General features: G+C 64.3%; 2 protein-coding genes and 1 rRNA gene. All 3 read left to right on the plus strand.

Going from position 1 to position 1,865, the window contains the following annotated elements; translation table 11 throughout:
• Positions 1–247 precede the first annotated feature (247 nt).
• Positions 248–367, plus strand: a 5S ribosomal RNA gene (gene rrf / locus BN1056_RS10170).
• 192 nt (positions 368–559) lie between these two features.
• On the plus strand, positions 560–1,315 hold the full coding sequence (gene ppgK / locus BN1056_RS10175; RefSeq protein ID WP_073328054.1) for a polyphosphate--glucose phosphotransferase: 756 nt from the start codon (positions 560–562) through the stop codon (positions 1,313–1,315).
• 54 nt (positions 1,316–1,369) lie between these two features.
• Entirely contained in the window at positions 1,370–1,771 is a 402-nt protein-coding gene (locus tag BN1056_RS10180; RefSeq protein ID WP_199912485.1) for a NifB/NifX family molybdenum-iron cluster-binding protein, read from the plus strand.
• The last annotated feature ends 94 nt before the right edge of the window (positions 1,772–1,865 follow it).

A 1,865-nucleotide genomic window follows, 5' to 3' on the forward strand; every position in this document is an offset into this window, starting at 1 on the left:
GGGTTGGGCGGGGGCGTGTGTGACGGCGGCTTGACGCGTGGGGCTTCCACAAGCAGCAGCAGTGTTCAACCAGCAAACAACAGCCGAGCAGAGTGTTCCTTGGTGCGTTCTCTTTTGCGTCCGCTGTACGGTTCACAGGCAACCCACCCGAATAGGGTGCTAGAACAGAACAGTGTGGTGTGTGGCGCGCGCGCGAGCGGGCCCGCCTGGCCTGGTTGTTGTCGGGTGGGTGTGGGCTGGTGTGTGTGCCGGTGGTCATAGCGGGGTGGGTCATGCCCGGACTCCTTTCCGAACCCGGAAGCCAAGCCCCCCAGCGCCGATGGTACTGCCCCCGGAAGGCGGGTGGGAGAGTAGGACACTGCCGGCACGCTCACGAACCCACACCCCACAACCACAACCACACACCCCCCAAGACGAGCAACACACACCACACCACGGGGCACACGAACCTCCGGTACCACCAGACGGTCAGAAGACGTCACTCAAAACGGGCACCAACGGCCGTCCGACTCCGATATCCTCGCGCTACAGGCAGCAGGCGGAATTGGAGGAGGCTACGATGACTTCGGTTGCGTGCGGGATTGATATCGGCGGCTCGGGCATCAAAGGTGCGCGTGTGGACCTCGACACCGGTGAGTTCATTGGTGACCGCATTCGGATCGAGACGCCACAGCCGTCCACACCCGATGCCGTGGCGGAGGTTTGTAAGCAGCTACTTGACGGCCTCGGCATCAGCGAGCACGTACCGGTAGGTATCGCCTTCCCGGCGCCTATCGTGCACGGCACAATCCCCTTCATTGCGAATCTTGACGACTCGTGGGCGGGAGTGAACCTCAACGAGCTGATGCTGCAGCACCTTGGGCGCCCCGTGACTGCGCTGAACGACGCAGACGCCGCCGGCCTGGCCGAGGTCGCCTTCGGAGCCGCCAAGGGCGTCGCCGGAACGGTCATAGTGACCACGCTAGGCACGGGCATCGGCTCGGCCATCATTGTCGACGGCACCCTGGTACCGAACACTGAGCTCGGTCACCTCGAGATCGACGGCTATGACGCTGAGAAGCGCGCCTCCTCGGGGCAGAAGGAGCTTCAGGACCTGTCGTGGAAGAAGTGGGCCAAGCGGCTGCAGCGGTACTACTCCCACGTGGAGATGCTGTTCTCACCGGACCTGTTCGTCGTTGGTGGAGGCGTGTCAAAGAAGCACGAGAAGTTCCTGCCCAGACTCGACCTGAAGACTCCTATCGTTCCGGCGCAGCTGCTGAACACCGCGGGCATCGTGGGTGCTGCGTACCAGGCGTCGCGCGAGCAACACGACTGAGCCGGCGGATGTGCACAAGTTCGTCGTATCTGCCCACGGGCTTACGCTGCTGCCATGAGCGATTCATTCACTGAGCCGATGATCGGACCCGTATCCACGGTCCTCATCCCTGTGACGACAGACGGTCAGGTGGAGCCGCGCTTCGGTCGCGCCCCACGCGTCGCGGTGGTAAACGTCTCGGACGGGGTGATCACTCGCTGGCAGGAGTTCCCTGTCGGCTGGGACGTCGCCCATGACGCCGGCACCGAGGGATCACATCACGCCCGCATTGTCCGGTTCCTTAACGAGCATCGCGTCGACACCATCATTGCCGAGCATATGGGCGCAGGCATGCGACGCGTGGTGGGGCGTATGGGAATCCTCCTACTGCCCACGCCCGGCGGCAACGCCCGTGCGGCGGTAGCCACCGCGTTGGCGGTGGCCGCTGCAGGAGACGCCGGGGCCGATCCTCGCTGAGCAGTGCGGCGTATGCACCGACACATACGCAAGCGGCGGGCCGAGCACCGTTCATGGGTGCATGGCCGGTCTGGGCGACGTCATGTCGCTGCTG

The organism is Actinomyces succiniciruminis (genome assembly GCF_900002405.1).
In the GTDB taxonomy this organism is placed as follows: Bacteria; Actinomycetota; Actinomycetes; order Actinomycetales; family Actinomycetaceae; genus Actinomyces; species Actinomyces succiniciruminis.